The organism is Castellaniella sp., assembly GCF_034675905.1.
Classification (GTDB): domain Bacteria; phylum Pseudomonadota; class Gammaproteobacteria; order Burkholderiales; family Burkholderiaceae_B; genus Castellaniella.
This window is the reverse complement of record NZ_JAUCCV010000008.1, coordinates 26,235-49,125: the sequence shown is the minus strand read 5'-3', so window position 1 is coordinate 49,125 and position 22,891 is coordinate 26,235. Positions and strand designations below refer to the sequence as shown.

Genomic DNA, 22,891 nt, shown 5'->3' with positions numbered 1-22,891 from the left:
CCGCATGATCAATGTCCGGTCGCTTTTGGTCTTCGCATTCGACCTGGTCGCGGTGCTCGTGGCTTGGGTGGGTGCCTTTCTGCTGCGCTTCAATCTGGAATGGCCGCATGTGTTTGATGCGGAGATCTACTATGGCGTGCTGGTCTTGATGTTTGTCCAGCTGATTGCATGCCGTTGGGCAGGTTTATATCGGGGGATGTGGAGTTTCGCCAGTCTGCCGGACTTGAGCCGCCTGATCCGGGCGGTGGCGGTGTCTGTGGTCGCGGTACTGGCCTTGGCAGCCTTTGGCGGCGCCTGGCTGTTGATCCCCCGATCGATCGTGCTGCTCTATCCCTTGCTGTTGATCATGATCATGGGCGGCGGGCGGATCGCCTGGCGCCTGTGGAAGGAATCCCGGTTGGCGCCGGTGTCCGACGCCGAGCGCAAACCGGTGGTGCTTGTCGGGGCGGGGACGGCGGGCGCCATGTTGATGCGTGAACTGGCGCGCAGCCCCAGTTGGAGGGTCGTGGCGCTGGCGGATGATGATCGGCATAAGCGCGGTCTGGACCTGAACGGCTGCCGTGTCGAAGGGCCAACGACGGACTTGCCCGCTATCCTGAAACGGCATGGCGCCCGGCATGTCATCCTGGCGATGCCCTCTGCATCCGCCGAGGCCTTGCAGGCGGTGACGCGGCTGGCGACCGAGGCCGGTGCGGCGTTGTTCACGATTCCCGGGTTGGCTGAACTGATGAGTGGCCGCGTCGCCATCAACATGATGCGCCCGGTCAAGATCGAGGACCTGCTGGGTCGGGAGTCCGTCCGGATCGACAACGAAAATGTCCAGGCCATGCTGACCGGCAAGCGCATTCTGGTGACGGGGGCAGGCGGATCCATCGGCAGTGAATTATGCCGTCAATTGTCGCGTTTCCAGCCGGCCAGTATCGTCCTGCTGGAAACCAGCGAATTTGCCCTGTACATGATCGAGCAGTGGTTTGGCGAACATCGACCGGAGATCCCCATCGTGCGCCTGGCGGGCGATGTGAAGGACGCTGCGCGTATGGCCCAGGTCTTTGTTGATCATCATCCCCAGGTGGTGTTTCATGCGGCTGCTTACAAGCATGTCCCTTTGATGGAGATCGGCAATGCCTGGCAGGCCGTGCGCAACAATGTCGCCGGTACGCTGACCGTGGCGCAAGCGGCTCGTGATGCCGGCGCGGAACGCTTCGTGCTGATTTCCACAGACAAGGCCGTCAATCCCACCAATGTGATGGGCGCCACCAAGCGCGTGGCCGAAATGGTCTGCGAGGTCCTGCAGAACGGCCCGGGCACGACACGATTCCATATTGTGCGCTTTGGCAATGTACTGGGCAGTACCGGCAGCGTGATCCCTAAATTCCAGTCCCAGATCGCGCATGGGGGCCCGGTGACTGTCACGCACCCGGAAATCAACCGGTATTTCATGTCCATCCCCGAAGCCGCCCAATTGGTCCTGCAGGCGGCAGCCATGGGCAAGGGTGGCGAGATTTTTGTTCTGGATATGGGTGAACCGGTCCGGATCGTGGACCTGGCCCGCAACATGATTCGCCTGTCAGGCTTCACCGAAGACGAGATCAGTATCGAGTTCACCGGCCTGCGCCCCGGCGAGAAGCTGTACGAGGAACTGCTGGCCGACGCAGAGGAAACCTTGCCGACCCCGCACGAAAAGCTGCGTATTGCGAGATCCCGGGCAGTGCCGGAGGGGTTCTATGAGGAAGTGCAAGGGTGGTTGGCGCAGGAGCCTCAGATGGATGATGATGTGCGCACAGGGCTGAAGCGCTGGGTGCCGGAGTATGAGCCTAGGGGGTGATGTTTTGGGAGAAATGCTAAACACCTCATGAGCCAAATCGACGATTTCTTCCGCAGCCGTCTGGAACAGATGATCGATCTGCGTAAACCGCTGGCGGTGCGGTTTCAACGCAGGCTGCCCATGTCTACCAATGTGGCAGGCTATCTGGGGCTGGAAATGCAAAATCCCGCTTGTGTGACCGCAGCGTGCCTGTCTCGACAGCGTCCTAGTATCAATTGCCCTACTGGGGGTGGTGATCGTACACTCGCATGATGGATCTTACCGGCATTGGCCTCTACACGCTGACTCAGGCGTCCCGCTTATCTGGCGCCAAGGCGACGGAGGTCAGTCGCTGGCTGTTCGGGTACAAGACCAATGGTGGGAAAAAAATCCCGCCGCTATGGCAGTCTCAGGTGCAAGAACCTGACGAAAAGGTCATTGGTTTCCGCGATTTGCTGGAACTGCGTTTCATAAAAGCTTTTGTCAACCATGGCGTGCCCGTGCAAGTGATTCGAGCAGCTCTGACGAGCGCCAAGGAAATCTTCAAAACGGACTACCCGTTCACGTCTCATCGATTTCTGACCGATGGCCGATCGATCTTCTATGAAACTCTGAATCAAGAAGAGCACGAACTGACAGACTTGGCTAGGCGTCAACTGGTGTTTGAAAGCATCATCCGACCCCAGCTCTATCGGGGCATCGAATTCTCGGCACAAGGAACCGCCATCAGGTGGTACCCAGGCAAAGCGAAAACTGTCGTCCTAGACCCAGAAATTTCCTTTGGCCGACCCATACTTTCCGCCTTTGGGATCCCCACGGAAATCATCGCCCAAGCGATGAAAGCGGAGCAGAACATCAAGGCGGTTGCAGCGCAGTTCGAAATCCCTGTCGCTCAAGCGCGCGCGGCAGTGCGGTTCGAAGAGCAACTGTTAGCCGCTTGAACTTCCTTCTTGACAACAACCTGCCCCCCGCACTCGCCAGCGGATTAGACGCTCTTTGTCAAGGAAACAACAACGCTGTGCGCGTTATACATCTGAAATCTAAGTTTCCTCAGGATACCGCCGACCACGTCTGGATCAGAACTCTGGCCGACGAAGGCAATTGGGCCATCGTGTCCCAAGATGGATTCCGCAAAAACGACCTGGAAAGAGAAGCGATCCGCAGATGTGGACTGCCGGTCTTTGTGCTTTCAAAGCAATGGAGCGGTCGGAAATATTGGGACAAGGCCCAAAATCTCGTTCGGTGGTGGCCGGCCATCGAAGACTACACGCAGAGGGTCCAGGGGGGCGCAGCAGTCAGAGTGCCATGGAGATTTGGAACAGTCGGTAGATTCGAGCAAATTCGTCTATGACAGGGAGCTTGGCTGGACTTCATGAGCGCTAAGACAAAAAAGCATTCATTCCTTGGGCTAGAAATTGGCCGCATCGGTTGGTGGGGTTCGCTTATCGCGTTTCTGGCTACTCCCACCGTGGCTCTGCCCTATATGCTTTGGTTCTGGACAATAAAGGGACAAGAATTATCTGACAATCCCGAGCGATGGGCGCAGTTCGGTGACTACCTAGCCGGAACAGTTGGGCCGATCATGGGCTTCGCGTCAATTATGCTGTTGGTAGCCACCCTCCACTTGCAGCGCACAGAGCTTGAGGAACAGAGGCAGCAGTTGGTTAAATCCACGCAAGAGGTCGCCGAGCAAAACAGAATTCTGCTTCGTCAGTCGTTCGAGCAAACGTTCTTTACCTGGCTGTCGAGTTACAAAGACATTGTTGATCGATTCTCGTACCCCTCCAGCGCCCCAGAGAGGGCTAATCTGACCTCCGGCGTACGCGCCCTTGCTAACTGCATTGGGGATCTTACCAACGTGAACCGTATCGCTACACATTTATTATCGCTCGACGACTATCGCTGTATTCAACAGGGGAAAATTGACTCCTTATCCCATGAGGGTATTGAATCAATCAAGAATGAAGCTATGGATAGTTGGCGTCGCATTTTTCAAACATATAGCGATGACCTTGGAACCATGTTCCGCACGCTCTATGGATTAATGCGTTGGGTAGACGAACACCCACTTCTGTCGGCAGACGAAAAATATCACTATACAAGTATTGCGCGTGCGCAACTTTCAAATGCGGAGCTGAGAGCGCTGTTTCTTAATGGATGGACCGAGATGGGCGGAAAATTCGCTCTGCTGATCAACAAATATGCTGTATTCGATAACCTTCCTAATCCGGATGTTCGCATGCTCGAGTGCCTAAAAAGGCATTCTATGCACCCATATGAGCAGGCAGCCTATTCTTCCGATATCGCAGCAGCCTTACAGTCAGCGCGACACAAACAGGACGGCTCTCCTGCCATTTGATGCAATCCAAAGAAGCAGAGGGTTTATTTTCAGAAATGATGTTTTAAATATTGATTCGATAAAAAGCACCATTGGCTCGGAAATTTAATGTGATCTGGGGATGTGCTAAGAAAAGTCGCATACAACAGAAAAATTAGAATGGCTTGGGTGTTATGTGGCCAACAAATAAGGGCTGCTTGTGGGGATGTGTTGCGCCACATTCATTTGTCTTCCTGGGTGTATTTAAGAAATCGTAGATACGAACATACTCCACTTAAGAAATTCTCATTGATATTTAGAGGGATTTATCATGATTGATGTTGGGTGCGTTGCTTCGTATCTGTCCGGTGAACGCACCTTGAGCCCATCCGGCATCCGATAGAGCATACGTGTCCGCTAAAACATCGTGGACACGTATGCACCAAGAACCCGTCAGCACGCCGCGTCGGCGGCGTCGCACCTATACCGCACAGTTCAAGACCGATCTGGTCGCCCAGTGCCTGGATCCGGCCGTCTCTCTGGCGGCGGTGGCCATCGCACATGACCTGAACCCCAACGTCCTGCGCCGCTGGGTCATCGAGCATGAACGCCTGGGCCTGCATGATGCCGATGTCCAGGCTGGCGAAGCTCGAAGCATCACGGCACCAGCCCCAGCGCCCGCGAACTGGCTGCCCTTCGTGCCGGTCCAGCCGGTCGCCACTGAACGACGGCTTGCAAGTCCGTCACAGCCTGCTGCCAGGATTGCGCTGACGCTCAGTGGCCAGGGCCTGACCCTCACGCTGGACTGGCCGATGGCAGAACACCAGGCGCTGGCCCAGTGGACACGCCTGGTGCTGGCATGATCCGCATCGAACGCATCTGGCTGGCGGTCGACCCCATGGACATGCGCGCCGGCCTGGATACGACGCTCGCCCGTGTGGTGCGCGTCTTCGGCGCTGCCCACCCGCATCATGCTTACATCTTTGCCAACCGCCGCGCCACGCGTATCAAGGTGCTGATGCACGACGGCATCGGCGTGTGGCTGGCTGCCAGGCGCCTGAACCGGGGCAAGTTCGTCTGGCCCGCGCCCGGTAGCACGCACCTGACGCTCACCGACGAGCAAGCCAGCGCCCTGGTACTGGGCCTGCCCTGGCAGCGCCTGGGCGATGCCGGCGTCATCGACTGCATCTGAGCCTGCACACGCCTGGACTGTGCAATCGGTGCTGATGCCGATGGTGCGATGCAGCACCTGCTGGCATACTGCCCGTCATGACAGCCGAAGCATCCGACTCACTGCAGGACATGGACGCCGCGCAATTGCGCGAGCTGGCGGCCAGCCTCATGCACACGCTCGGGCGCACACAGCAGGAATTGCACACCAGCAAGACCTTGAACGAGAAGTTGACCTTCGAGATCGCGATGCTGCGCCGCTTTCGCTTTGGCAAGCGCGGCGAGCAGTTGCTGCCCGGCGTACAAGGCAGCCTCTTGGAGGAAGCCGTCGACGAAGACCTGGTCGAGATCGAAGCGCAACTGGCGGCCCTGAACCCCAAGGCCGATCCCGCGTCCGACCCCAAGGACAAACCCAAGCGCACGGCGCTCCCCCCAGATCTGCCCCGCATCGAGATCCGGCACGAACCGCACAGCGCCACCTGCACGTGCGGTTGCCAGTTGAAGTTCGTGCGTGACGAGGTCAGCGAGAAGCTGGACTACACGCCCGGCACCTTTACCGTTGAGCGCCATGTGCGCCCGATCCTGGCCTGTCCGCAGTGCGAGACCATCACTCAGGCACCGATGCCCGCCTACGTGATCGACAAGGGCCTGGCCACCCCGGGCCTGATGGCCCATGTGCTGGTGGCCAAGTACGCCGACCACCTGCCGCTGCACCGCCAGGAAGGCATCTTTGCCCGGGCGGGTCTGCGCATTGCACGATCAACGCTGGCCGAGTGGGTCGGCGCCTGCGGCTTTGCCCTGCAGCCGCTGGTCGCGGCGCTGCGCGAGGAGATCCTGGCGCACCGGGTGCTGCATGCCGACGAGACGCCGGTCAAGCTCTTAAAGCCCGGCAGCCGCGCCACCCACAAAGCCTATCTGTGGGCCTACACCCCGGGCGCCTTCGAGGCCCTGCAGGCCGTCGTCTACGACTTTACCGAAGGCCGTGCCGGGGCGCACGCCCGGGAATTCTTCGGCGATTGGGCAGGCAGCCTGGTCTGTGACGACTACGTGGGCTACAAGGCGTGCTTTACCGCCGGCATCACGGAAGTGGGCTGCATGGCGCATGCCCGACGCAAGTTCTTCGATCTGCATGCGGCCAGCCAAAGCCCGGTGGCTGCCCAGGCCTTGGAATATATCGGCAGCCTGTATGCCATCGAGCGTGAGGCGAGAGACCTGGCCCCGGATGCTCGACTGGCACGTCGCCACCAGGCGGCACGCCCACTGGCTGACAAATACCATGAATGGATGCTGGCCCAGCGATCCCGGGTACCGGATGGCTCGGGCACGGCACGCGCCTTGGATTACAGCCTAAAGCGCTGGGTGGCGCTCACGCGCTACCTGGACGATGGGATGCTGCCCATCGACAACAACCGGATCGAGCAACAGATCCGGCCCATCGCCGTGGGCCGCAACAACTGGCTGTTTGCGGGTTCCTTGCGAGCTGGTAAGCGCGCTGCTGCCGTCATGAGCCTGGTGCAGTCAGCCAAACTCAACGGCCACGACCCCTATGCCTATCTGAAGGACGTGCTCACACGCCTGCCCACGCATCCGAACAGCCGGATCGGGGAATTGTTGCCGCATCGCTGGCAGCCAGTCTGAGGTCGCAGATCAGCGTCGGTTGAAAACTGACCCACCATCGCCATAGCCACCACCCGCACACCAGAAAGGCTGCGGCCGATTACCGGCGGCCGTCAAGATGTGTTCGCTGAACGCTAACGTTGCTTCCGCTATTGTTATGCTTTTTGATGCTGGAAAAGAAAATAGAAATCTGAAGCTGCCGATGGATGATGTGGTCGGGTTGTTGGGAAGATTTATGCTGTTTGTGACATTCGCTATTTTTGTACTCGCAGCTTTGGTGCTGAAGTCTGGTTCGGAGGGTTTGAGCTATGTTTTGGTGGGGGTGATTGTTTTTTATATAGTTGGGCTTCTGGCTGGGTCTTTCTTTATAGGGGTGTGGTCTTTTGTGAAGAGAAAAGAGTTTTTGAAAATAAGAGCCAGGAACCAGATTATTGAATGGAGTGATTTAGCTGATGCTATCCGGAAGTTTTCATATGATGAGTTGGATTGTGCTTTAGCTGGGTTTCGTAGGATGACAGCTCTCACGGAAGGGCGGATAGCAGCGATTTGCGGTCCAGTGACCAAGCTAGGGATTTTGCCGACATTGTTGGCATCCATGGTCACGCTTAATCAGATTTTTCCAGGATTTGATGTTAGTGGTGTTTTGGAAAACAGAATGAGTTTTTATTTTTTGCTTTTTATTTTAGCGCTATCCTCTATGCAGATTTATGCATTCATTTCCGGTGATGTAGATGGAAAAAAGTCTGCTGTCATTGAGTTGGTTGAGAAAATTATGCACGAGAAACGGCAATCAGCTTCGGGACATTGATCGAGCATCCACTGGGAGTGGGCGCCGTTGCCCCGCTGGAAATACCAAATTTATCTTGTTGTAACTATACTTGTTTGTACCTCATGTCAGGCATTGGATAATAGGCCGCAAGCAGTGCTGCTGAGCAGCGTGTCCATCACTAAAAAGGGGGCGCTTCCCATGTACGAATCCCGCAACGAACCTTTGCTTCCACCCGCGCATTTCCGCCGCCGTCTGGCCCTGCATGTCGGCTATGCCCTGTTGCTGGTCGGCGCTACCTTGCTGGTGGGGGCGCTGGGCCACCGATGGTTCGGCGATCATGGCTGGCACGACGCCCTGATGAATGCCGCCTTTGTCATCGGCGGCATCGGCACCTACGTGATGCCGGAATCCTATGGGGGCAAGATCTTTTCCGCCGTTTATGGTTTTTTCGTCGGCCTGATCGTCATGGCGACCCTGGGCGTGGTGCTGGCGCCGATCGCCCATCGCATCATGCATAAATTCCATCTGGATGAAACAGACGACTAAGGTTGTCAGCTTATTCAATGTCGAACCACGATCCATCCCCTCAATCCTTGATCACTGCGCTGGGCCTGCAGCCGCATCCCGAAGGCGGCTACTACCGCGAAGTCTTTCGCTCAAGCCTGCAGGTGTCGTTCAAGGGCGCGGCGCGCAGCGCCGGGACGTCGATCTATTATTTGCTGGCGCAAGGCGCTTATTCAGCCTGGCATCGCATCGATGCCGACGAAGTCTGGTGCTTTCATGCCGGCGGCGTGCTGAATCTGCATGTGCTGCTGCCCGATGGCGATTGGCTGACGCATCATTTGGGTGATCCTTTGCGCCATCCTGGGGCGGTGTACCAGGCGGTGGCGCCTGCCGGCTGCTGGTTTGCGGCGGAATTGGCGAGTCCTGATGATTTCGTGCTGACCGCGTGCCAGGTCGCACCTGGCTTCGAGTTTTCTGGTTTTCAGATGGCTAGCCAGGCGGATCTGGCGGATGCCATTGCCCGTCATGGGGATGGGGTGCGAAGGCTGCTGGTGAAGGGTGCGCAGTGATTGCCCGCCGTGCCTGGTCCCTGCATCTGGGGTCTTGCCAGATAGTTGATCAGGCCTATGCAGAAAGTCGAAGAGGCATAATGCCATCTGGACGAGGCGGGCGATTGGGATTGGCATGCTGGGATTCGGGAACGATGTGATCAGGCTGGCGACGGCCCTTTGCCTGTTGCTGGCCTGCACGATTTTCAGTCTGACCGCCAATGCCGCCAACCAACCCTGCAGCGGTCGCAAGGGCGGGGTCTCTCATTGCCAGGGGGAAACCTTTGTCTGCAATGATGGTTCCGTCAGCGCCAGCAAGCGCTCGTGCAATGCTTCGCCTGCTAGCGGTAGTAATTTCGCCCCTGCGCCGGCCAAACGATCTGCTGTGCCGTCGGCGGGGGAATCGTCCTGCTCATGCCGCGCAGGCGCATACTGCACAGGCCCCCGGGGCGGGCGATACTGCTATTCAGACAGCGGCAGGAAAAGCTATTTGCGGAAGTGAGGTTGGGCGTACGAACTGGTCAATGTAGCCTGGCCTGGCGCTTTCCCGCCGTGACAAACAGGATCACGCAGCTCTCTAAACAGCCCTGCTATGCCGCATAATCAAACCCTGTTCGATCCGCAGGGAAACCAGCCTCATGGGCGATCGATGTGGCCTACCGGCGTTTGTTCCAGCACCAGAAAATTTAGAGAGCTGCTGTGTTGATGAGGATGCGACCATGGCTAAAGAGCTAATCCTGCGGATGCAGAATCACCTTGATGCAATGGCGCAGGTGATTCCCAATGAGAACATTGAGTTCTGGTATGCCCGCGATTTGCAGGAACCCCTGGGTTACGTGCGTTGGGAGAACTTCCTGACCGCTATCCGCCGAGCCATGGAGGCTTGCGCATCAACAGATTGCAGTGTGGACGATCATTTTCGTGGCATCACGAAAATGATCGGGATTGGGAAGGGAGGGCAGCGTGAGGTAGACGATTTCATGCTCACCCGTTATGCCTGTTACCTGATCGCGATGAACGGTGACCCCCGCAAAGAAGCGATCGCGTTTGCTCAGAGCTACTTCGCCACACAGACTCGCAAACAGGAACTAATCGAAGAACGCATGCGCTTACAGGCTCGGCTGGATGCTCGTGACCGCCTGCGTGAGTCAGAAAAATCTCTGTCCCAGAATATCTACGAGCGCGGTGTGGATGATGCGGGTTTCGGTCGCATCCGTTCCAGGGGTGATACCGCGCTGTTCGGCGGCAACAGCACCCAGAGGATGAAAGATCGTTTGGGTGTCGCCCCAGCCCGTCCCCTGGCCGATTTTCTGCCAACACTCACCATTGCAGCCAAGAATCTGGCCACCGAGATGACCAACCACAATGTGCATCAGGCAGATCTGCGCGGAGAGGCCAAGATCACCGACGAACATGTGCAAAACAATTTTAGTGTGCGCGGCATGCTGGGGCAGCGCGGCATCCAGCCGGAATGCCTGCCAGCCGAAGAAGACATCAAGAAGCTGGAGCGGCGGGTGAAATCAGATGAAAAGAAGCTCGAAAAGCGCTCTGGGAAACTGCCAGACGAAGCTGCTGACTGATGTGAGCTGTTTCGGCCGATGAGTGTAAAGATCGCCCCAGGCGGCTAATGCAGAAGCCTCAGCCGGGGTTTTCATATTCAGCGCCTGGTGTGGGCGCCGGTGCTTGTAAAAGCGGATCCAGCCGTCGATCACCTAGCGGGCACGTTGATCTCATTTCGGAATGAGGGCCGGCTGACGAATCCTCTGTGAGAAATCCGCCCCCGGCCCGGCCTGCGCCGCGCGTTGCGTAATATCCGCCTGCGCGCGCAGCGCAGCCAGCGGCTGGCTTGTATCCAGCCCTCCGTGCCGGTACAGGTATTCCGGCAGATATCCCGACAGGATCAGGCGGATATCCATGGGCAGGCCGGGCACGATGGGGCGGACCATGTCGTAGACCAGAGTCGTGCAATTGGCCGTCACGGTGTTGTAGAACTGCGGGCTATCGGCCAGCCGGTTGGCGCTGTCCACATAGGCCAGGAACAGTTGGCGCATTGCGGCCTGGGGCATCTGAATGGGGTACAGGGACAGCTGCTCGCCGCGCGGACCGGCGCGCACGTACAGGATGTCGCGCTCTTCGGCGGCGATGATATTGCGTTCGAACTGCTTGAAAAACCCGCCGATGGTGGAAAAGGATTCGTGGCGTTCCTTGCGGATTTCTACGGAAAACGCCAGGTGGCGGCCATCCGTAAAGCCAAAGGACACCAGGGTGTGGGCAATGGCCGGCCCCATCCAGTAGGACAGAGCCATATCCACGGACTGCAGGGTATCCAGATCGTAGGATGCGTCTTGCCAGCGGACGGTGTAGTCGGTGTCGCTGCGCCAGTCGAAGTTGCGGATGTTGTGCAGCGTGACGATGGAGCCCTGGACGCGGCCGCTTAAGCTGCGGGCGACATCGTCGGCCCAGTCGCGCTGAGCTGATGGCGTCAGGCTGATCCACCAGGCGGCCAGGATCATGGCGGCGGCGGCCAGCACCCACCGGGCCGGAACCGTATAGCGGTGCTGGATCCACATCGACGCCAGGCCCGCCAGCACACTGGCTGTCCATAAAGCCATCCAGATCAGCCGCCACCAGGAACCGCCGGGCGCCTGAATCCAGAGTGCAGCCAGGCCCCAGGCCAGGGCCAGCAGCAAAGCAAAGGACGAGAGGCTTTGGGTCAGAATGGGCATGGTCTCCACCGCTTTAGCGGTATAGTTTCTGGGTTACATCCCCTGGCGGACGCATTCCGTGTCTGCGCGACTTGGAGTCAAACCCATGAGTGGTGAATATATCCTGAAGTCCAGCGGTGACAAGTTCATGTTCAATCTCAGGTCTGGCAATCACCAGATCATTCTGACCAGCCAGCGCTATGCCAGCAAGGCATCGGCCCAAGGCGGGATTGAATCCGTCAAGAAGAATTCCCCCGACGATGCCCGCTATGGGCGGCTGATCGCCAAGGACGGATCGCATTATTTTCATCTGACGGCGACCAACGGCGAGATCATCGGCAGCAGCGAGATGTACACCACGGCCGCCGCGCGCGACAAGGGCATCGAGTCCGTCAAGACGAATGGCCCGACGGCGCCGGTGCAGGACGAAACCTGAAGCCGACCCGGCTGGGACACGTCCTACGGGAACGGCGATGAACTGGTGTGGCGGTTTTAGGTAAAAACGCCATAAAATACCGGCTTTCCATCATGACCGGATGACGATATGCGCTTGCTCATCGCCCTGTTGCTGCCCTGGCTGGCATTTTTCACGATTGGCCGACCCATCTCGGGGATCATCTGCCTGCTGTTGCAGCTGACGCTGATCGGCTGGATTCCGGCGGCGATCTGGGCCGTGTATTCCCTTAGCCAATACAACACCGATAAAAAGATCAGCAAGGCGCTGGGGCAGTAAGCACCTGCCGCGGGTAAAGCATGCAGATGGTTAGCGCCAACATGGGCGTGCGTATTCGCGGCGCCTGGCCCGATGCGCAGCAGATCCGATGCCGGCTCTGGCTGTCGGAATATGGCCTGGGCGATCTGGTCACACAGGATGCTGGTATTGACGAGCAGGGGCCCTGGCAGCGGTTTCGCTTGTCGTGGCCTCAACCGCCTGATCTGGATACCGCTGGCTTGGCCCGGGCCTTGCGCCTATCCCCCGACGACAGCGACCGGGATCTGGATACGGAAATTCTGGCGGCCCTGCTGCTGTCGCCCATCCCCTTTGATTTTCCCAGCCTGGATGAATGGCAGTCCGCCGTGCGGCTGCGGCGCTTTATTGTGCAGGCCGGGCGGCGCACGGTATTGGCCTTTGATACCGAACAGGCCGAACGCCCCGACTGCTGGCGCTGGACCGAGGCGACCGGCTTTATCCTGCAGCCGGGCCACGATCTGATCCCGTCGCTGGAACAGACGCTGTGGCCGGACGTGTCCGGGCGTCTGTATTCTTTTTCCTGCTACCGGGCGACCGAATACGTGCTGTTGTTGGCGTTGGCGCGGGAATTGCAGATCAGTCACCCGGCAGCGTTGGCGGCGTTACAGGCCCAATGGCAGCGCCAGGCCATCCAGTCGGGCCCGTTTCACGATGCCTTTTTGCACGAGTACGGATCACTGCAGGCGCCCTTGCCGCCCCGGTATTACGTGCCGGGCGACCGCCTGTGGTTTCGCAATCCGCACGAGCCTTCCGCTGATGTCGAGGGCTATGAAGGATCCTGGGTGTTTTATCTGGGGCAGGGGCGGTTCACCAATTTCTGGAAACCGGATCAGCCCTATACCTTGATCTTCAAATGCGTGGAGATCTATCACTGGCGGCACGGCCTGCGCCAGGATGGCCCTGTTGGCGTTCAGGGTGGGAGTGCAGCGGCGCAGCCGGCTGCGCGGCCCTGGATGGACGAATCCATCGTCGAGGCCCGCGTGGCGGAAACGCTGGCGGACCCGCAGGCCACCCGGCAAGTGCTGGACCGCATGATGCGTTGGCGCGATCCGGCGGGCGTCTACGATCAGGGCGGCTGCATCGATGCATCCCGCGAGGCCGTGCGCTGCGTGCGCCCGGCGACCTTTCAATTGAGTTTGTAACTGACGTCCGTTCGGTGTCTACAAAAACCGATCCAAAATTTTCCGGCTGGCGCGATCCAGCGTGGTCAGGTCGCGGACCAGGAAATGCACGCCGCAGGCATCGGCGATCAATAGCGCGTTGGCCGACAGGCGGCGGATGTCGTCTTCACTTTTCAGTGTGAGCACGGCGGGGCCGCGATCCGTGCTGATGTCCCAGCGGCTGGGCGTGGCCCAGCTGGATGCCTGGTGGATGCGCAGGATTTCGGGCTTGAAATCCCGCTGGGCCAGGTCCTCGGCGATCAGGCGCTGCGGCGTGTCGGACAGATCCTGCAGGCGTTCCACCCAGGCCTGTTCCTGGGCCTGGGCATCCACCAGCGATATGCCTTCGTCCGGGGCGCTGATGGGAAAGCTGCGCACAGGGGTGACGATCACGTCCGGTGCGCCGGGGCGCGACAGGACCAGGTGGCCAAAGGGGTCTCGGGACAGTGTGTAGGCTTCAGGCATCATCGTCGGCCTCGTGATGGGGCGCCGCCGGGGGCGAGGCCGGCAGTGCGCCTTGCAGCTGGGCCTGGTACAGCCGCGCATAGGCGCCGTCGCGGGCCAGCAGTTCGTCATGGCGGCCGATTTCGACGATGCGGCCGCTGTCCATGACCACCAGGCGGTCGGCTTCGCGTAATGTGCTCAGGCGGTGGGCGATGGAAATCGTCGTGCGGCCTTTGACCAGATTATCCAGCGCCTTCTGGATCTCGTTTTCAGTGGCGGTGTCCACCGATGAGGTGGCCTCGTCCAGGATCAGGATGGGCGGGTCGATCAGGATGGCGCGGGCGATGGAAATACGCTGGCGCTCGCCCCCCGACAGGGCCTGGCCGCGTTCGCCGACCAGGGAATCGTAGCCGTGCGGCAGGCGCAGGATGAATTCGTGCGCGTGGGCGGCGCGGGCGGCGGCGATGATCTCGGCGCGGCTGGCGTCGGGGCGGCCATAGGCGATGTTTTCCGCCACGCTGCCGTAGAACAGAAAGGGTTCCTGCAGCACCAGGCCGATATGGCGCCGGTAGTCGGTGATGGCGTAGTGGCGGATATCGACGCCGTCCAGGCGGATTGCGCCTTGCGATACATCGTAGAAACGGCAGATCAGATTGACCAGCGTACTTTTGCCCGAGCCGCTCTGGCCTACCAGGCCGACCATTTCGCCGGGGGCGATGTCCAGGCTCAGGTCCTGGATCACACTGCGGTTGCCGTAGCGAAAGCCGATGCGGCTTAATTCGATGCGCCCCTGGATCTGCTGCATGGGGCGGGGATCGGCAGGTTCCGGCACGCTGGAGACATGATCCAGAATGTCGAAGATGCGCTTGGCGCCCGCGGCCGCCCGTTGGGTGACGGACACGATGCGGCTCATGGAATCCAGGCGCACATAGAACCGGCTGATGTAGGCCAGGAACGCCGTCAGCACCCCGACGGTGATGGCTTGGCGCGACACCAGCCAGATGCCGAAGACCCAGACGATCAGCAGACCCAGTTCGGTCAGCAGCGTGACGGTGGGGGTAAACAGCGACCACAGGGCGTTGACCCGGTCGTTGATGATCAGGTTGCGGTCGTTGGCCTCGCGAAAGCGGGCGACTTCGCGTTTTTCCTGGGCGAAGGCCTTGACCACGCGGATGCCGGGGATGGTGTCGGCCAGGACATTGGTGATTTCCGACCAGACGCGGTCGGCTTTTTCGAAACCGTGGCGCAGACGGTCGCGCACCCAATGGATCATCCACAGGATGATGGGCAGCGGCGCCAGCGTCGCCAGCGCCAGCCAGGGGTCGATGGACAGCAGGATCACCGCCGTCATGACGATCATCAGCACGTCGGTGACGAAATCCAGCAGGTGCAGCGACAGGAACAGGCAGATGCGGTCGGACTCGGACCCGATGCGGGCCATCAGGTCGCCGGTGCGTTTGCCGCCGAAATACTGCAGCGACAGCTGCTGCAGGTGCTGGTAGGTGGCGGTGCGCAGGTCGGCGCCGATGCGCTCGCTGACCCAGGCCAGGATGGCGCTGCGCGCCCAGCCCAGGCCCCAGGCGACCAGGGACGAGGCCAGCAGTCCGCTCAGATACAGCATCACCAGATGCCAGTGGATGGGTTCGCCGTTCTGAAAGGGGATCAGCACGTCGTCCATCAAGGGCATGGTCAGGTAGGGCGGCACCAGCGATGCCCCGGTGGCGATCAGGGTCAGAATCAGGCCGATGGCCAGTTGCCGGCGGTAGGGGCGGGCAAAGCGCCACAGGCGAAACAGCGAACTGGCGCGCGGCGGCTGACTGGCTGCGGGGGGGGGCGTTGGCGGCGGGCGGCGGCGCATCGACGGATGGCTGGCGCAGGGCGTCGTGCAGCCCTGCCAGTTGCAGCGCCTGGGGATGCTGGTCCAGCGTGTAGCGCCAGCGCGCCAGCCGGGCATGTGCGTCCACCAGTTCCAGGCTGCCGACGCCGGCATGATCCTGCAGCTTCAGCCGCAGGCCGGGGCGCAGCGGCCAGGATCGGCAGGATTGCGCGTCGGCGCCGCAGAACAGCCAACGGCGGTCGGTCAGGACGAGCAGGCTGTCGGCGTAGTGCAGATGGCTGTCCAGGTTCAGTGGCAGCCAGCCCAGCAGATGCTCGTCTGCCGCCAGTTGGGCCGCAAGCGTGTCGTGCCATGCGACAGGCGGGCCGGGCGGGCGGCCATCGGTCGCCGGAGATTCAAGCATGGGACCTTGCATGGATGGTGGGCTGGGGGGATCGGAAGATCGGTGGGACAGCAGGAATATAAATCCGAATCGGTCTGTGCATGCGCAGAACGTTGCGCCCGCGTCACAATCTTCAACAGTTTTTCTGTGCGGCGCAACGGCGCAAGATTATGATGTGTGCCGTTGTGCGACAGGCGTGTTTTCTGCACGCCGATGTCCGGCAACGCTCGGCCCCCCGGCCAGACCCTTTTGACATGGTTCGATCATGGAAAACAAGAGTATTGAGATTCTCAATATGGTGCATTTGCGGGGGCCGAACATTTGGGCCTATCGCCCCGTCATCGAGGCGCTGGTCGATATCCATGACCTCGAAGACTACCCCTCGAATGTCATTCCCGGTTTCTACGAACGCCTCAGCGCCTGGTTGCCCACGCTGATCGAGCATCGCTGCAGCATCGGCGAGCGCGGCGGGTTTCTGCAGCGTGTGCGCGAAGGCACCTGGCCGGCGCATATCCTGGAACACGTCACCCTGGAACTGCAAAGCCTGGCGGGCATGCCCGGCGGCTTGGGGCGGGCGCGGGAAACCCCCTTGCGCGGCGTCTACAAAGTCATTGTGCGGGCCTGGTACGAGACCCTGACGCGCGAAGCCCTGTACACGGCCCGCGACCTGGTGATGGCGGCCATCGAGGATCGCCCCTTTGATGTGGCCGGCGCTGTGGACCGCCTGAAGGACCTGGCGGAATCGCTGGGCCTGGGGCCCAGCACCGCCTGCATCGTCGATGCGGCGGACGACCGGGATATTCCCTTCATCCGCCTGAGCGACGCCAATCTGCTGCAGCTGGGTTATGGCGCCCGCCAGCGCCGTATCTGGACGGCTGAGACCAGCCGTACCAGCGCGATCGCAGAGGGCATTTCCCGCGATAAGGAACTGACCCGCCAATTGCTGCAGGCCTGCGGCGTGCCGGTGCCTGAAGGCCGTCTGGTGGCCGATGCCGCTCAGGCCTGGGATGTGGCCCAGGACATCGGTCTGCCCGTGGTGGTCAAGCCATCCGACGGCAATCATGGCCGGGGGGTGTTCACCTGCCTGACGACGCAGGCGCAGGTCGAAGCCGCCTACGCGGTGGCGGTGAACGAGGGCAGCAGCGTGATGGTGGAACGCTTCATCGAAGGCGATGAACATCGCCTGCTGGTGGTTGGCGGCAAGCTGGTGGCCGCCGCCCGGGGCGAGGCCGCCATGGTGGTGGGCGACGGCGCATCGACCGTGCTGCAGCTGATCGAATCCCAATTGAATTCCGATCCCCGGCGCGGGCGGGACGAGGATCATCCTTTGAACGTCGTGCGCCTGGACTCTGCCGCGCAGCTGGAACTGGACCGCCAGGGCCTGAATGGCGATGCGGTGCCCGAGCGGGGGCGCGCCGTCATGATCCAGCGTAGCGGCAATGTGTCGATCGATGTGACCGATACGGTGCATCCCGATGTGGCCGAGCTGGTGTCCCTGGCGGCGCGGGTGGTGGGGCTGGACATTGCCGGGATCGATCTGGTGACGCGCGATGTTTCCCGGCCCTTGGCCGAGCAGCAGGGCGCCGTGGTGGAAGTCAACGCCGGCCCTGGCTTGCTGATGCACTTGAAGCCCGCCAGGGGGCGGCCGCGCCCGGTGGGGCAGGCGATCATCGAGGATCTGTTCCCGTCCCCTGAAGATGGCCGGATACCGGTCGTGGGGGTCAGCGGCAGCCGGGGCATGACGCCGGTGGTGCGCTTGATCGCTCATTTGCTGCAGCTGACCGGCAAGGCCGTGGGCCAGGCCTCAGCCGACGGCCTGTTCCTGGGCAACCGGCAGATCAGCGTTCAGGATGCGGCGTCCTGGGAGGCCGGCCGCCGCCTGTTGCTGAACCAGACGGTGGATTATGCGGTGCTGGAAAACGGCGGACGGATGATCCTGGGCGAGGGGCTGGCCTATGACCGTTGTCAGGTCGGGGTGGTGACAGGGATAGATCCCGGTCTGACCTGGCCGGAATTTCACATGCAGGAACCGGAACACCTGCTGCGCATCTTTCGCACCCAGGTGGATGTGGTCCTGCCGGGCGGCGTTGCCGTGCTCAATGCCGACGACCCGCTGGTCGCCGGCCTGGCGCCGCTGTGCGATGGGTCTGCCACGCTGTATGGCCTGCAGCCTGACGGCGGTGCGCTGCAGGCCCATCTGGCGACCGGCGCGCGGGCGGTGCTGGTGCGTGACGGCAGCGTGGTGCTGGTGGAAAAAGGGGTGGAAATCCCAGTGGCGGATTTAAGCGATCCGGCGGTGTCCGCCTTGCAGGACGATCTGGCCAGCGTGCTGGCCGCCCTTGGAACCGTCTGGGCCCTGGGCCTGGATATCGACCATATCCGGGTGGGCTTGCGCACCTGGGTCGCGAGGTGATGATGGAAATTTCCCGAGTCCGTGCCCTGCGGGGGCCGAACGTATGGTGCCGGCAGACGGCGATTGAAGCGATCGTGTCCTGCGGGGATGGCGAATGCGCCATCGATGACCTGGACGCCTTCGAGACGCGTCTGCGTGTCCGCTTTCCCGATATCGATATCCAACGCCCGGCGGGTCCGTCAGCGGATCATTCCCTGGCCCATGTCCTGGCGGGGGCGGCGCTCAGCCTGCAGGCGGTTGCCGGCTGCCCGGTGGCATTCTGCCGGACGGCGGAAACCCAGGATCCCGGCGTGTTTCAGGTCGTGATCGAATATGCCGAGGAAGCGGTGGGTCGCTTGGCCTTTGATCTGGCGGGCGTCTTGTGCCAGGCGGCCTTGCGCGATGAACCCTTTGATCTGACGGACGCCGTCGCGCAGTTGAAAGCGCTGTACGAGGACGTGCGCCTGGGGCCCAGCACCGGCGCGATCGTGCAGGCGGCGGTGCGGCGCGGCATCCCCTATCGGCGGCTGACCGACGGCAGCCTGGTGCAGTTCGGCTGGGGACGCCGCCAGCACCGCATTCAAGCGGCGGAAACCGATGCCAGCAGCGCCATCGGCGAAGCCATCGCCCAGGACAAGGCCTTGACCAAATCCCTGCTGGCGTCGGCTGGCGTGTCCGTCCCGCGAGGCCGTGTGGCGGCCGATGCGGATGATGCCTGGCAGGCGGCCCTGGAAATCGGCGGGCCCGTGGTGGTCAAGCCGCAGGATGGCAACCAGGGCAAGGGCGTGGCCGTCAATGTGCAGGGCCGCGAGCAGGTGCTGGCGGCCTATGCGGTCGCCCGCGAGCATGGTTCCAGCGTGATCGTGGAACAGTATTTTCCCGGCCATGACTTCCGCTTGCTGGTCGTGGGGGATCGGCTGGTGGCGGCGGCGCGGCGCGATCCGCCCCAGGTGGTGGGTGACGGTGTGCTCAGCATCAAGCAGCTGGCGGATTTGATCAACCAGGACCCTTTGCGGGGCGAAGGCCATGGCACATCGCTGACCCGCGTCCGACTGGATGAGATCGCGCTCAATACCCTGGCCAGTCAGGGATATCAGGCCGATTCCGTGCCGGCCCAGGGGGTGTGCGTGGTGTTGCGCAACAATGCGAATCTGAGTACCGGCGGGACAGCGACCGATGTGACCGAGCAGGTCCACCCGGAACTGGCGGCCAGCGCCGTGATGGCCGCCCGCATGGTGGGGCTGGATGTCTGCGGCATCGATCTGGTCGCCCAGGATGTCTACCGGCCCTTGACCGCCGAGACCGGCTGCATCGTGGAAGCCAATGCCGCGCCGGGCCTGCGCATGCACCTGTCGCCCTCTTACGGGGCCGGTCGCGATGTGGGCGCCGCCATGGTGGACTCGCTGTATGCCCCGGGGGACGACGGGCGCATTCCCGTGGTGGCGGTGACCGGGACCAATGGCAAAACGACCACAGTGCGCCTGCTGGCGCATTTATGCGCCCGGCCGGGGGTCTGCGTGGGGATGACGAATTCCGATGGCGTCTATGTGGGCGCCCGGCGCATCGATACGGGGGATTGCAGCGGTCCGCGCAGCGCCCGCAACGTACTCTTGCACCCGGACGTGGACATGGCGGTATTCGAGACGGCCAGGGGCGGCATCCTGCGCGAAGGCCTGGGGTTCGATCGCTGCGACGTGGCGGTGGTGACGAACATCGGCATCGGTGATCATTTAGGTTTGAACTATATCCGCACCGTGGAAGACCTGGCCGTGGTCAAGCGCGTGATCGTGGAAAACGTCGCGCCCGCCGGGATGGCGGTGCTGAATGCTCAGGACCCCATCGTGGCGCAGATGGCGGCCGCTTGCCCGGGGCAGGTGACGTATTTCGCCCGCGATGCGCGCCATCCCTTGATCGAAACCCATCGCGCCCAGGGCGGGCGGGTGGTGTTCGTGGACCAGGGGGATCTGGTGTTTTCCCAGGGCGGGACCGAAACCCGTATCCAGCTGTCGGCCGTCCCCCTGACGCGCGGCGGGACCTTGCCGTTTCAAGTGGAAAACGCCATGGCTGCGGCTGCCGCTGCCTGGGCGCTGGGAGTGGATTGGGTGCGGATTCAGGCCGGCCTGGCATCCTTTGTCAATGATGCGGCGACGGTGCCGGGGCGCTTCAATCTGTTTGATTATCGGGGCGCCACGGTGATCGCCGATTATGGTCACAACCCGGATGCGATGCTGGCCCTGGTCGATGCGGTCGAAGCGCTGCCGGCCAATCGGCGCACGGTCGTGATCAGCGGCGCAGGAGATCGCCGCGATCAGGATATCCGCCGGCAGACAGAAATCCTGGGCAGCGTGTTCGATTCCGTGATTCTGTATCAGGATCAGTGCCAGCGGGGCCGCGCCGATGGCGAGGTGCTGGCGCTGTTGCGCGCCGGATTGTCGGATGCGCCGCGTGTCAGCCATCTGCAAGAAATCCGGGGGGAATTCCTGGCCATCGACACGGCGCTGGAGGCGTTGCAGCCCGGCGACCTGTGTCTGGTGCTGATCGACCAGGTCGAGGCCGCGCTGGCCTATATCGGCCAGCGCACACAGATGCCTGTGGCAGCCTGACCGCTCGGATTCAGAATTCAGCCCATTCTTCGGTGTCCGCCGAGGCGGGCGTCGGTTTGCCCGGTGCGCGCAGCGCCGGGCGGCTGGCAGATGGCGCATCGGCGTGTTCGGCCTTGGTGTCGCGCCGGGGCCGTTGCGGGGCCGGGCTGACGACTTTTTCGGGCGCCGAAGGCAGGCGCGGCGCCTGGGCGCTGTGCTGGGCAGAGGCGCCACTGTGCTGCTGCGCCCCGGCCGATGCGCCGGCCGGGCGGCTGTTGGCGTGCGCCGTGCCCTGATGGTCGGCATCCTGAGCGCCCAGATTGAAGGTGGACACCAGTTGCGCCAGCGTATTGGCCTGGGATTGCAGGCTGTTGGCGGCGGCGGCGGATTCTTCGACCAGGCTGGCGTTTTGCCGGGTGACATCGTCCATCTGGGTGATGGCGGAATTGATTTCCTCGATGCCGGTGGTCTGTTCGCGGTTGGCCGCGTTGATCTCGCCCATGATGTCGGTGACGCGGTTGATGCTGTCGACGATCTCCTGCATGGTGTCGCCGGCGTGGGCAGCTTGTTCGTTGCCCTTTGTGGTGGCGGCGACGGAGGTATCGATCAGGTCCTTGATTTCCTTGGCGGCGCCGGCGGATCGTTGCGCCAGGGCGCGGACCTCGGCGGCGACCACGGCGAAGCCGCGGCCTTGTTCACCGGCGCGGGCGGCTTCGACGGCGGCGTTCAGGGCCAGGATATTGGTCTGGAAGGCGATGGAGTCGATCACGCCGATGATGTCGGCGACCTGCTGCGATTTGCTGTTGATTTCCCCCATGGTCTGCACGACCTGGGCGACCAGGGTGCCGCCGTCAGTGGCGGTCTTGGCGGCTGCTGCGGCCAGGGTGTTGGCCTGTTGCGTGTTGTCGGCGTTCTGGCGCACGGTGGCGGTGATCTGTTCCATGGTGGCGGCGGTTTCGGCCAGGGAGCTGGCCTGCTGCTCGGTGCGCGAGGACAGGTCCAGGTTGCCGGCGGAAATCTGGCTGGCGGCCGAAGCGATGGAGTTCGCGCCGCTGCGCACTTCGCCGACGGTGCTGTGCAGCTGCTGCGTCATGGCGCCCAGGGCGCGCAGCAATTGACCGACCTCGTCCGTGCCCTTGGCCTGGACCTGCTGGCTGAGATCACGCCGGGCCACGGATTCCGCCAGGCGGACGGCACGGCGCAGAGGATGAGTGACAGAGCGTGTGACGCGCCAGGCGAAGAGCGGGCTGATGATCAGCGCCAGCAGCGCGGCGATGCTCAGGATCAGCATGCCGATTTCATTGGCCTTCAAGGTTTGCTCAAAGATCTGGTCGGTGTATTGGTTCTGAAAGGCGCTGAGCTTGTCGATGGTGTCCGTGACGGTGCGGCTGAGGTCAGGCATGTCATGACTGAAGAACGCATTGGCCTTGCCGACGTCCCAGTTTTCCAGGTATTTGAAGGCGGCGTTGCGCTTTTCAAAGTAGATGTCCTGATCGGCGATGGCCTGTTTGAACAGGGCGATGGCCTGCGGGTTCTGGATGGTGTCGCCCAGCTGCTTGTGAAAGGCCGCGATGCGCTGATCGGATATTTCCAGGCCCTGCCGGGCTTTTGCCTGGGCTTCCGGGTCGTTCATATTGGTGGCTGCCAGCGTCAGATTGTTATTGACCTCGGTCTGGCGGGCCCACTGCATGATCGCGGCGTTATTGGCTTCGCGCCCCTGCAGCATCTGGCTGGATGTATTGCTATCCATGATGCGCCATAGGCCGATGCCGGTCATGATCACCAGCATCAGGATGACGAAACCAAAACCCAGAGCCAAACGGGTGCCGATTTTCAGGTTTTTCATGGATGCCCTTGTCCTTGTCGGAAAGTGAATGCCCCTGGCGGGTATGCAACGCCGGGATGGTGG

General features: G+C 61.6%; 20 protein-coding genes and 2 pseudogenes. 18 read left to right on the top strand and 4 right to left on the bottom strand.

Features of this window, described 5'->3' with window-relative positions; translation table 11 throughout:
- Positions 1–4: 4 nt before the first annotated feature.
- The 13 genes from VDP79_RS08680 (at position 5) to dinD (ending at position 10,309) form a co-directional block, all read left to right on the top strand.
- Positions 5–1,825 (top strand): nucleoside-diphosphate sugar epimerase/dehydratase, encoded by a 1,821-nt coding sequence (locus VDP79_RS08680; RefSeq protein ID WP_323017811.1) that lies wholly within the window; start codon positions 5–7, stop codon positions 1,823–1,825.
- A 27-nt stretch (positions 1,826–1,852) separates the two neighbouring features.
- On the top strand, positions 1,853–2,077 hold the full coding sequence (locus VDP79_RS08675) for a hypothetical protein (RefSeq protein ID WP_323017810.1): 225 nt from the start codon (positions 1,853–1,855) through the stop codon (positions 2,075–2,077).
- Positions 2,074–2,745 carry a DUF433 domain-containing protein gene (locus VDP79_RS08670; protein WP_323017809.1) on the top strand — a complete coding sequence of 224 codons (672 nt, stop codon included), beginning with the start codon at positions 2,074–2,076 and terminating at the stop codon, positions 2,743–2,745. Before VDP79_RS08675 ends, VDP79_RS08670 begins: the two co-directional genes overlap by 4 nt.
- Positions 2,742–3,155 (top strand): hypothetical protein, encoded by a 414-nt coding sequence (locus VDP79_RS08665; RefSeq protein ID WP_323017808.1) that lies wholly within the window; start codon positions 2,742–2,744, stop codon positions 3,153–3,155. The genes VDP79_RS08670 and VDP79_RS08665 overlap by 4 nt, the downstream gene beginning before the upstream one ends.
- 21 nt (positions 3,156–3,176) lie before the next feature.
- Complete coding sequence (locus tag VDP79_RS08660; protein ID WP_323017807.1) at positions 3,177–4,163, top strand: putative phage abortive infection protein; 987 nt, start codon at positions 3,177–3,179, stop codon at positions 4,161–4,163.
- A 395-nt stretch (positions 4,164–4,558) separates the two neighbouring features.
- On the top strand, positions 4,559–4,984 hold the full coding sequence (locus VDP79_RS08655; RefSeq protein ID WP_323017806.1) for a transposase: 426 nt from the start codon (positions 4,559–4,561) through the stop codon (positions 4,982–4,984).
- Positions 4,981–5,313: an IS66 family insertion sequence element accessory protein TnpB gene (gene tnpB, locus VDP79_RS08650; protein ID WP_323017805.1), complete on the top strand. Its 333-nt coding sequence runs from the start codon at positions 4,981–4,983 to the stop codon at positions 5,311–5,313. Before VDP79_RS08655 ends, tnpB begins: the two co-directional genes overlap by 4 nt.
- Before the next feature lie 77 nt (positions 5,314–5,390).
- The gene (gene tnpC, locus VDP79_RS08645) at positions 5,391–6,929 is read left to right on the top strand and encodes an IS66 family transposase (RefSeq protein ID WP_416233086.1); all 1,539 of its coding nucleotides are present in this window, start codon (positions 5,391–5,393) and stop codon (positions 6,927–6,929) included.
- 97 nt (positions 6,930–7,026) lie between these two features.
- Complete coding sequence (locus VDP79_RS08640; RefSeq protein ID WP_323017804.1) at positions 7,027–7,716, top strand: hypothetical protein; 690 nt, start codon at positions 7,027–7,029, stop codon at positions 7,714–7,716.
- A gap of 159 nt (positions 7,717–7,875) precedes the next feature.
- On the top strand, positions 7,876–8,223 hold the full coding sequence (locus VDP79_RS08635; protein WP_323017803.1) for a two pore domain potassium channel family protein: 348 nt from the start codon (positions 7,876–7,878) through the stop codon (positions 8,221–8,223).
- A 17-nt stretch (positions 8,224–8,240) separates the two neighbouring features.
- Positions 8,241–8,750 carry a cupin domain-containing protein gene (locus VDP79_RS08630; protein WP_323017802.1) on the top strand — a complete coding sequence of 170 codons (510 nt, stop codon included), beginning with the start codon at positions 8,241–8,243 and terminating at the stop codon, positions 8,748–8,750.
- A gap of 115 nt (positions 8,751–8,865) precedes the next feature.
- On the top strand, positions 8,866–9,231 hold the full coding sequence (locus VDP79_RS14925) for a hypothetical protein (protein WP_416233085.1): 366 nt from the start codon (positions 8,866–8,868) through the stop codon (positions 9,229–9,231).
- A 217-nt stretch (positions 9,232–9,448) separates the two neighbouring features.
- Entirely contained in the window at positions 9,449–10,309 is an 861-nt protein-coding gene (gene dinD / locus VDP79_RS08625; RefSeq protein ID WP_323017801.1) for a DNA damage-inducible protein D, read from the top strand.
- A 150-nt stretch (positions 10,310–10,459) separates the two neighbouring features.
- On the opposite strand, the gene VDP79_RS08620 is transcribed toward dinD, so the two are convergent.
- Positions 10,460–11,455 (bottom strand): DUF4105 domain-containing protein, encoded by a 996-nt coding sequence (locus VDP79_RS08620; RefSeq protein ID WP_323017800.1) that lies wholly within the window; start codon positions 11,453–11,455, stop codon positions 10,460–10,462.
- A gap of 85 nt (positions 11,456–11,540) precedes the next feature.
- Between VDP79_RS08620 and VDP79_RS08615 the strand changes: the two genes are divergently transcribed.
- From VDP79_RS08615 to VDP79_RS08605, 3 genes are all read left to right on the top strand, one after another.
- A complete protein-coding gene (locus VDP79_RS08615) occupies positions 11,541–11,870 on the top strand; it encodes a YegP family protein (RefSeq protein ID WP_323017799.1) in 330 nt (109 codons plus the stop codon).
- A gap of 108 nt (positions 11,871–11,978) precedes the next feature.
- On the top strand, positions 11,979–12,167 hold the full coding sequence (locus tag VDP79_RS08610; protein ID WP_323017798.1) for a YqaE/Pmp3 family membrane protein: 189 nt from the start codon (positions 11,979–11,981) through the stop codon (positions 12,165–12,167).
- 20 nt (positions 12,168–12,187) lie between these two features.
- Entirely contained in the window at positions 12,188–13,327 is a 1,140-nt protein-coding gene (locus VDP79_RS08605) for a hypothetical protein (RefSeq protein WP_323017797.1), read from the top strand.
- Between the two features lie 18 nt (positions 13,328–13,345).
- On the opposite strand, the gene VDP79_RS08600 is transcribed toward VDP79_RS08605, so the two are convergent.
- Complete coding sequence (locus VDP79_RS08600) at positions 13,346–13,813, bottom strand: DUF1854 domain-containing protein (protein WP_323017796.1); 468 nt, start codon at positions 13,811–13,813, stop codon at positions 13,346–13,348.
- Positions 13,803–16,029 (bottom strand): annotated as a pseudogene (locus VDP79_RS08595) (ABC transporter ATP-binding protein). The gene VDP79_RS08600 and the pseudogene VDP79_RS08595 overlap by 11 nt, the downstream one beginning before the upstream one ends.
- 244 nt (positions 16,030–16,273) lie before the next feature.
- On the opposite strand from VDP79_RS08595, the pseudogene cphA (VDP79_RS08590) reads away from it, so the two are divergent.
- Together cphA (VDP79_RS08590) and cphA (VDP79_RS08585) are read left to right on the top strand one after the other, a co-directional pair.
- Positions 16,274–18,409, top strand: a pseudogene (gene cphA, locus VDP79_RS08590) (cyanophycin synthetase); the annotation flags it as partial.
- A gap of 14 nt (positions 18,410–18,423) precedes the next feature.
- The gene (cphA, locus tag VDP79_RS08585) at positions 18,424–21,003 is read left to right on the top strand and encodes a cyanophycin synthetase (RefSeq protein ID WP_323017834.1); all 2,580 of its coding nucleotides are present in this window, start codon (positions 18,424–18,426) and stop codon (positions 21,001–21,003) included.
- Positions 21,004–21,013: 10 nt separating this feature from the next.
- On the opposite strand, the gene VDP79_RS08580 is transcribed toward cphA (VDP79_RS08585), so the two are convergent.
- On the bottom strand, positions 21,014–22,828 hold the full coding sequence (locus VDP79_RS08580; RefSeq protein ID WP_323017795.1) for a methyl-accepting chemotaxis protein: 1,815 nt from the start codon (positions 22,826–22,828) through the stop codon (positions 21,014–21,016).
- Between the last annotated feature and the right edge of the window lie 63 nt (positions 22,829–22,891).

What these genes read in the sequence shown, in the direction of transcription:
- VDP79_RS08680 (WP_323017811.1), top strand. Translation starts at nt 5, where the DNA reads ATGATCAATGTCCGGTCGCTTTTGGTCTTCGCATTCGACCTGGTCGCG.
- VDP79_RS08635 (WP_323017803.1), top strand. Translation starts at nt 7,876, where the DNA reads ATGTACGAATCCCGCAACGAACCTTTGCTTCCACCCGCGCATTTCCGC.
- VDP79_RS08605 (WP_323017797.1), top strand. Translation starts at nt 12,188, where the DNA reads ATGCAGATGGTTAGCGCCAACATGGGCGTGCGTATTCGCGGCGCCTGG.
- VDP79_RS08640 (WP_323017804.1), top strand. Translation starts at nt 7,027, where the DNA reads ATGTGTTCGCTGAACGCTAACGTTGCTTCCGCTATTGTTATGCTTTTT.
- tnpC (WP_416233086.1), top strand. Translation starts at nt 5,391, where the DNA reads ATGACAGCCGAAGCATCCGACTCACTGCAGGACATGGACGCCGCGCAA.
- VDP79_RS08630 (WP_323017802.1), top strand. Translation starts at nt 8,241, where the DNA reads ATGTCGAACCACGATCCATCCCCTCAATCCTTGATCACTGCGCTGGGC.
- VDP79_RS08580 (WP_323017795.1), bottom strand. Translation starts at nt 22,828, where the DNA reads ATGAAAAACCTGAAAATCGGCACCCGTTTGGCTCTGGGTTTTGGTTTC.
- cphA (WP_323017834.1), top strand. Translation starts at nt 18,424, where the DNA reads ATGGAAATTTCCCGAGTCCGTGCCCTGCGGGGGCCGAACGTATGGTGC.
- dinD (WP_323017801.1), top strand. Translation starts at nt 9,449, where the DNA reads ATGGCTAAAGAGCTAATCCTGCGGATGCAGAATCACCTTGATGCAATG.
- VDP79_RS08675 (WP_323017810.1), top strand. Translation starts at nt 1,853, where the DNA reads ATGAGCCAAATCGACGATTTCTTCCGCAGCCGTCTGGAACAGATGATC.
- VDP79_RS08655 (WP_323017806.1), top strand. Translation starts at nt 4,559, where the DNA reads ATGCACCAAGAACCCGTCAGCACGCCGCGTCGGCGGCGTCGCACCTAT.
- VDP79_RS08620 (WP_323017800.1), bottom strand. Translation starts at nt 11,455, where the DNA reads ATGCCCATTCTGACCCAAAGCCTCTCGTCCTTTGCTTTGCTGCTGGCC.
- VDP79_RS08600 (WP_323017796.1), bottom strand. Translation starts at nt 13,813, where the DNA reads ATGATGCCTGAAGCCTACACACTGTCCCGAGACCCCTTTGGCCACCTG.
- VDP79_RS14925 (WP_416233085.1), top strand. Translation starts at nt 8,866, where the DNA reads ATGCTGGGATTCGGGAACGATGTGATCAGGCTGGCGACGGCCCTTTGC.
- tnpB (WP_323017805.1), top strand. Translation starts at nt 4,981, where the DNA reads ATGATCCGCATCGAACGCATCTGGCTGGCGGTCGACCCCATGGACATG.
- VDP79_RS08660 (WP_323017807.1), top strand. Translation starts at nt 3,177, where the DNA reads ATGAGCGCTAAGACAAAAAAGCATTCATTCCTTGGGCTAGAAATTGGC.
- VDP79_RS08670 (WP_323017809.1), top strand. Translation starts at nt 2,074, where the DNA reads ATGATGGATCTTACCGGCATTGGCCTCTACACGCTGACTCAGGCGTCC.
- VDP79_RS08615 (WP_323017799.1), top strand. Translation starts at nt 11,541, where the DNA reads ATGAGTGGTGAATATATCCTGAAGTCCAGCGGTGACAAGTTCATGTTC.
- VDP79_RS08610 (WP_323017798.1), top strand. Translation starts at nt 11,979, where the DNA reads ATGCGCTTGCTCATCGCCCTGTTGCTGCCCTGGCTGGCATTTTTCACG.